At 31.9% G+C, this 6377-nt stretch carries 8 protein-coding genes; 1 reads left to right on the top strand and 7 read right to left on the bottom strand.

Translation table 11 applies throughout. The features are described 5' to 3' along the window. Nucleotides 1–27: 27 nt before the first annotated feature. Complete coding sequence (locus EI71_RS07915) at nt 28–642, bottom strand: TetR/AcrR family transcriptional regulator (protein WP_119016715.1); 615 nt, start codon at nt 640–642, stop codon at nt 28–30. Between the two features lie 365 nt (nt 643–1007). After that, the gene (rplS, locus tag EI71_RS07920) at nt 1008–1364 is read right to left on the bottom strand and encodes a 50S ribosomal protein L19 (RefSeq protein WP_119016716.1); all 357 of its coding nucleotides are present in this window, start codon (nt 1362–1364) and stop codon (nt 1008–1010) included. A 192-nt stretch (nt 1365–1556) separates the two neighbouring features. Here rplS and EI71_RS07925 point away from each other — a divergent pair, with 192 nt between their 5' ends. After that, nucleotides 1557–3527 (top strand): TFIIB-type zinc ribbon-containing protein, encoded by a 1971-nt coding sequence (locus EI71_RS07925; RefSeq protein ID WP_119016717.1) that lies wholly within the window; start codon nt 1557–1559, stop codon nt 3525–3527. 25 nt (nt 3528–3552) lie between these two features. Here the strand turns inward: EI71_RS07925 and EI71_RS07930 are convergent, their stop codons facing one another. From EI71_RS07930 to EI71_RS10550, 5 genes are all read right to left on the bottom strand, one after another. Next, nucleotides 3553–3777, bottom strand: coding sequence for a hypothetical protein (locus EI71_RS07930; protein ID WP_119016718.1), 225 nt, complete (start codon nt 3775–3777; stop codon nt 3553–3555). An 85-nt stretch (nt 3778–3862) separates the two neighbouring features. Further along, nucleotides 3863–4105 carry a hypothetical protein gene (locus EI71_RS07935; RefSeq protein ID WP_119016719.1) on the bottom strand — a complete coding sequence of 81 codons (243 nt, stop codon included), beginning with the start codon at nt 4103–4105 and terminating at the stop codon, nt 3863–3865. A 144-nt stretch (nt 4106–4249) separates the two neighbouring features. Continuing rightward, nucleotides 4250–4759 carry a dCTP deaminase/dUTPase family protein gene (locus EI71_RS07940; RefSeq protein ID WP_119016720.1) on the bottom strand — a complete coding sequence of 170 codons (510 nt, stop codon included), beginning with the start codon at nt 4757–4759 and terminating at the stop codon, nt 4250–4252. Nucleotides 4760–4807: 48 nt separating this feature from the next. After that, nucleotides 4808–6142 (bottom strand): glucose-6-phosphate isomerase, encoded by a 1335-nt coding sequence (locus EI71_RS07945; RefSeq protein WP_119016721.1) that lies wholly within the window; start codon nt 6140–6142, stop codon nt 4808–4810. 91 nt (nt 6143–6233) lie between these two features. Continuing rightward, nucleotides 6234–6371 (bottom strand): NifU family protein, encoded by a 138-nt coding sequence (locus tag EI71_RS10550; RefSeq protein WP_342769503.1) that lies wholly within the window; start codon nt 6369–6371, stop codon nt 6234–6236. Nucleotides 6372–6377: the final 6 nt, after the last annotated feature.

Raw genomic sequence — 6377 nt, forward strand, 5'->3', positions numbered from 1 at the left:
GTGAAAAAAGAGCCTAGGGCTCTTTTCTTAAAAATCCTTAGATAATAATGCATGCCAACCAGAATTATAGAAGGAGAAAATGTTCCTCATATAATAGTCAGCCTGCTCCTTTGTATAATGCTTACGGAAGATTTCAGCAATCGCATCAAATAATGCAACATTTAATAAATGCGTGATATCTTCAACAATTACTGGATTCTTAACACCTGGTTTTACAGCAAAAATGAAATTTACTGTATTTTCAGTTGCAACACCAATAAGCTTATCCATAAAATTCTCATAAGGTGAACCAATACCCTTATTGATAACTAGATCAAAGGAATCATAATTATCAAACATAGTATCAATAATAAACTTCATTGCAGATGCATTATACTGCTCTTCTTCTGTCTTAAGCTCAACATTATTGCTGATAGAATATGCAGCATTAAAGCTTGTGAATTTTTCAAATACATCATTTACTGCTCCACCAACAATGTATTCAAATAATTCAGCCTTATCTCTAAATCTATTATACAAGGATCCAGTAGTTAAACCAGCCTTGCTAGAGATATTTCTCATAGAAGCATCTACATAGCCTAATTCTAAAAACTCTTGCTTTGCCACTTCGGCAATCTTTACCTTAATTTCATCATCCTTCATACTTTTTCCCTCTTCTTTCTATAAAAATTAATTTAAATCGTTTAATAACAAGGTTATTATAACACAGTTTTTGCCGATTTACAATAACAACAATATTACATGTTACATTTTGGCAAAAATTGTGTTAAATACTATTCATTCAACCCGTATTTTTTACTTTTTTCAATATGTTATTTAAACGTTTAAGTTTTTGATTCTCCCAAAGTGATAGTTAGACTATCAAATGCTTTGGATTATTATATTACAGTGTTTTATAACAAAAGTCAATATGGTTGTTATAATAAAAACACTTTTCCAAATTTTCACATAATTGATGGACAAAAGTACGAAAAAAAGAACATGACTTTGCATGTTCTTTTCCTTGATTATCGACGTTCCTTGATACGAGCAGCCTTTGCAGATAGAGTACGGATATAATGTAACTTAGCACGACGTACCTTACCTTTTCTAACTACTTCAATATGGTCAATAGATGGTGTATGAACAGGGAATGTACGCTCAACACCGATGTTGTAAGAAATCTTTCTTACAGTGAAAGTCTCAGAAATACCAGCACCCTGACGCTTAATAACTAAGCCTTCGAATACCTGGATACGATGAGTATCACCTTCGACAATCTTAACAAATACCTTTACAGTATCACCAGCACGGAAGCTAGGACGATCCTGAAGATATTCAGCTGTAATCTCATTGATTAAAGCCTGACCCTTTGCATTTGCCATAGTATGTTTCTCCTTCATTAACAGAATTCATGGCCAATAAAATCCCAATTGCCAGCGGAATAATGTGCTTTGCTGCATAAAACAGCCCTTAAATTATACCATATTATTTTTGAATTGCAAGTGTTATTTATTTTTTTATTTTTTCCAAAAATTAGTGTATAATTATCTCATGTATGAAAGGGGGATTATATTATGGAAGGTAAAACTTTTGAATGTCCTAATTGTGGTGGTGTTGTATCCTATGATCCTAATTCAGGAAAGCTTATATGCTCCTTCTGTAAATCAATATATAATTCGAAAGATTTGTTTAAATATAAAGAGGAGCTAAGTCCAAGTGAAGAGGATGAACTATATTCTGATTTAGATAGCTTTTCTGAATATGCCTGTGAAGCCTGTGGCGCTAGCATCGTTGGTTCTAAGGAAATGGTTTCTACTACCTGCCCATATTGTGGCAACAATTTGCTTTTTAAGGAATCTATGACAGGAAAATTTAAACCTAGATACATACTCCCTATTATAAGTACTAAAGAGGAAGCCAAAGGAGCTTTATTATATTATTTAAATACAAAAAAGCTTGTTCCAAAGGAGCTTAAGAAGCAAATAAACAATTCCACTCTTACACCTATATATATTCCATTTTATCTTTTTAGTGGTGCTATTGATTTTAAAGCAGACTTATTAGAACAAAACATGATTCAAATGGCTTCAAAGGAATATAATATATCTCCATTTTACTGTGATCATCTAGCTATTTCTGTAGATTATAAGCATATGCCTATAGATGCATTAAGTGAAATTGATAATGAGACAATAGATTCTATTTGTGCTTTTGATGATATGAAGCTCATTCCATTTTCAACAGAATATATGGCAGGCTACCTTTCTAAAAAAGCCAATGAAAATTTAAAATCCATAACCCAAAGAGCGGAAGATAGACTTAAAGAGGGCTGTGAAAAAAACTTTAGAGATAAGCTTGAAAGTACACAAAAGAAAGATATCCATGTTTATGATTTTAATATATCAGATATGAAAAGAATATATGCTTTATTACCATTTTGGATTATAAATACACCATACAAAGGAAAGAATTATCAATCCATTGTAAACGATCAAACAAAACAAGCATATACGATAACTCCGATTACCAAAGGTTTATTTATTATTGAATCCATTATTGTATCCATCCTCTTCTTCCTTCTATTCTTTGGATTCACATTCCTTACAAGTAGAAATATCCTTATAAGTGTTCTTATGGGACTTATCTTCACTCCACTTGGTCCAATCGTTATATACGAGGTGACAAAGGATAAACCAAATCAGGGTGTAAGAAAGCATATCTATTTTGAAAATGCTACGGTAAGATCACAAAGTGAAATGAAAACGAATGTGAATAATAATATTTCTACAGTAGAAAAGAAGGATGAAAAGGATTCTCTTATTGACCAAATTATAGAATTTGAAAAGAAAAAACAACAATTAGATATATTAGTAAATAAAGGTGCAATCAGTGAAGAAACGCTAAGCCAAAGAAAGTCTGAATTAAAATTAGAAGGTAATAATCTTCAAGAAGCTTTAAATAAATACAATTTAGATTTCATTAAAAAAGAAAGCAATGAGCTTACTACTATCCAAAATATTAAAATAGATTATAAGCGAGATGATTTCAATGATAGATTTGAAAAGCAATTCTCCAAATTAAAATCCAATCATGTTAGTGATATATTTATTCAAATAGAGGAAAAATTTCAAGCTGATGTTTCCTTACTATATAATGCACAATACCTATGGAACAATAAAACTGCTTGTATTAATGCTTTAATAGCACAAAAAAAGAAAATCAATCAACTTGAATTACTAGCATCTAAGGGTGTTTTAGATTATGATGCCTTAGCCAAAGAAAAGAACACATTTAATGCCAATGTAGTGGATGCTATAGATTCTATAAAGGAATATAATGCTTCCCTACTTAAGCAAGAGGATGCATATATAGCAAATGCATCTAAGGATGATGTTAAAAAAAGATTGACTACCATGGCTAGCACATTTGATTCATTTATAAATCAGTGCAAAAAAGAAGGCTTAAGCCAAGAAATTATAGATAATGAAGTAAAATATAAAGATCAATTTAAAGAAATGTATACGAGCTTATTAAAAGAGGATTAGCAAATTTCTGCTAATCCTCTTCTTTTTATGCAAATAGCATATGGTGGAATAATAGACACCATAAGGCATCTAACCAACCAACAAATACACCAAAGATAGTTACTACTAGTGCGCAAATTAAACGAATAAATCCGCCATCGTGTGCAAACTTAGACCATCTTACACCAATTTCCATTACCCAGTTACATACTGGAATGAAAAGTAAGATGATTTGTACTAATCTTGGTAAATTGTTAAACCAACGATCCATAATCTTCTCCTTTTCTAACACTATTGCTATTATACTACTTTTTTAAATAAAAATACAAAAAATCCTCCGAAGAGGATTCTTTTTATTAGTCTACTAAGAATGTTGGCTTGTCATTAATGATTACTAATACAAAGTCAATAACTTCTAGTACAAATCCTAAAGGTCCTAAAACGAATAGAATTGCACCAATTAGGTTAATAACTTTAGATGTATCGTTAATGAACTTGAATAATCTATATAAGAAGCCAAATACCCATCCCCAAATAGGGAAGAATACTAAAATCTTCATACCCTTAGATAAACCATCAATCCAATTAATGAAACCCATAACTCTTTTTTCCTCCTTCTTCAAAACCAATGCTATTATATAACACATTGTGATATATTTCAATAATATGTAAATTCATTTTAATTTCAAGGAATAAAATTGTTATTTTTTTATTCTTTTATGTATATTATTCAAGCTTTGAAATTATTTGGTGGTAGAGCCAAATCCACCATTTCTAATCCCTAGAGCATCATCATCAAATGTGATTCCATATTCTACAAATATACCCTGCATAAAGCCAGTATTTTTATCTATATGTAGTGTTTTACCTTCATTAGAATCATTTGTAATCTTTGCAAAAATATGACCCTCATTAGATGAATTATAATAATCAGAATCAATAATACCAACTGTATTATTTAATTGTAATCTATATTTAAAGCCTAAACCAGATCTTGGATATAGCTTTAATACATAGTTATCTAGCATATATACTCTTATACCTGTTGGAATTTTAATTGTTTCACCAGGAGCAAGAGTAATATCAAATGGAGCATAGAAATCATATCCTGCAGAGCCTTTGGTTGCTCTTTTTGGTAATTGGATATTATCATATATTTCTTTTATTTCTTCTTCGCTTTTATTATCAAAACTTTCTAAATATTGATTTATAGAAACCTTCTCAAATCTTGCAACTCTCTTAAAATCTGTCATAATAAACCTCAAATTTAAAAATAAAGGACGGGTAACCCGTCCTATTTTTTACTTACCAAGCTTAGCTAATAATTCAGCCTGCTTCTCTTCGTAGCCTGGCTTACCAAGTAGGGCAAACATATTCTTCTTATATGCTTCTACACCTGGCTGGTTGAATGGATTTACACCTAAAGTGTATCCAGATACACCACAAGCATATTCAAAGAAATATACCATATAACCAAATGTATATGCACTAACATTTGGAACTGTAACACGAATGTTAGGTACTCCACCCTCAACATGAGCAAGTAATGTACCTTCCATTGCCATCTTGTTTACATAATCCATAGACTTGCCAGCTAAGAAGTTTAAGCCATCTAGGTTATCCTCTGTAGCACCAATCTTAACCTCAGCAACTGGAGTCTCAATATTTAATACTGTCTCGAAAATAGTTCTTTCGCCATCCTGAATCATCTGGCCTAAGGAATGTAGGTCTGTAGAGAATGAAGCACTAGTGTTCCATAATCCCTTATTATCCTTACCTTCAGACTCACCATATAGCTGCTTCCACCATTCAGCGAAATAGCTTAATCTTGGCTCATAGTTTACAAGCATTTCAAGCTTCTTGCCAGAACGATATAATACATTACGTACTAAAGCATACTGTAATGCTTCATTCTTATCGAATTCAGCATTCTTATATAATTCACGTGCATCAGCTGCACCCTTTAACATTTCAGCAACATCAATACCAGCAACTGCAATAGGAAGTAGACCTACAGCTGTTAATACAGAGAATCTACCACCGATGTTATCAGGTACTACGAATTCAGGATATCCCTCAGCATCAGCTAAAGTCTTTAATGCACCCTTCTTCTTATCTGTAGTTGCATAAATTCTTTCCTTAGCGCCTTCCTTACCATATCTTTCTTCTGCATAAGCCTTGAAAATACGGAATGCAATTGCAGGCTCTGTTGTTGTACCAGACTTAGAAATTACATTGATAGAGAAATCCTTATCCTTTAAGTAATCTAATAATTCATAAGCGTATGTAGAAGAAATCTGATTACCAACGAAGATAACCTCTACACCCTTCTGGTTGAAATATTTCTTTAAGAATTCAATAGCTGCTCTTGCGCCTAAATAAGATCCACCAATTCCAATAGCAACAAGTACACTAGAGTTAGACTGAATCTTCTTAGCTGCAGCTAAGATTCTTGCAAATTCTTCCTTATCATAATCTACTGGTAAATCTAACCAGCCTAAGAAATCATTACCTGCACCAGTTTGTTCATTTAAAACCTTCTGAGCAGCTAAAACTTCTTTTTTAACTTCATTATATAGAGCCTCATCATAGAAACCCTTTGTTTTAGAAACATCTAATACTAATTTCTTATCCATTTCAAAATCCTCCTAAATTACCTTATTCATTATATCATTATAAAGAATAAAAATAAAGAAAAAATCTCCTACTTTGAGGAGATAGCCTTTTCTATAATTCATCTACTACGTTCTTTACACCAATAACTTCAGGAACATATTCCATAAGTAGTGCTTCAACCCCATCGGTTAAAGTAGAATCTAGTGCTCCACAATCTACACAAGCACCCATCATTTTTACATATACAATGCCATC

It is taken from the genome of Anaeroplasma bactoclasticum (genome assembly GCF_003550015.1).
GTDB lineage: Bacteria > Bacillota_I > Bacilli_A > Acholeplasmatales > Anaeroplasmataceae > Anaeroplasma > Anaeroplasma bactoclasticum.

Bases quoted from the DNA above. Each gene is read 5' to 3' on its own strand.
- EI71_RS07915 (WP_119016715.1), bottom strand. From the start codon at position 642: ATGAAGGATGATGAAATTAAGGTAAAGATTGCCGAAGTGGCAAAGCAA.
- rplS (WP_119016716.1), bottom strand. From the start codon at position 1,364: ATGGCAAATGCAAAGGGTCAGGCTTTAATCAATGAGATTACAGCTGAA.
- EI71_RS07925 (WP_119016717.1), top strand. From the start codon at position 1,557: ATGGAAGGTAAAACTTTTGAATGTCCTAATTGTGGTGGTGTTGTATCC.
- EI71_RS07930 (WP_119016718.1), bottom strand. From the start codon at position 3,777: ATGGATCGTTGGTTTAACAATTTACCAAGATTAGTACAAATCATCTTA.
- EI71_RS07935 (WP_119016719.1), bottom strand. From the start codon at position 4,105: ATGGGTTTCATTAATTGGATTGATGGTTTATCTAAGGGTATGAAGATT.
- EI71_RS07940 (WP_119016720.1), bottom strand. From the start codon at position 4,759: ATGACAGATTTTAAGAGAGTTGCAAGATTTGAGAAGGTTTCTATAAAT.
- EI71_RS07945 (WP_119016721.1), bottom strand. From the start codon at position 6,142: ATGGATAAGAAATTAGTATTAGATGTTTCTAAAACAAAGGGTTTCTAT.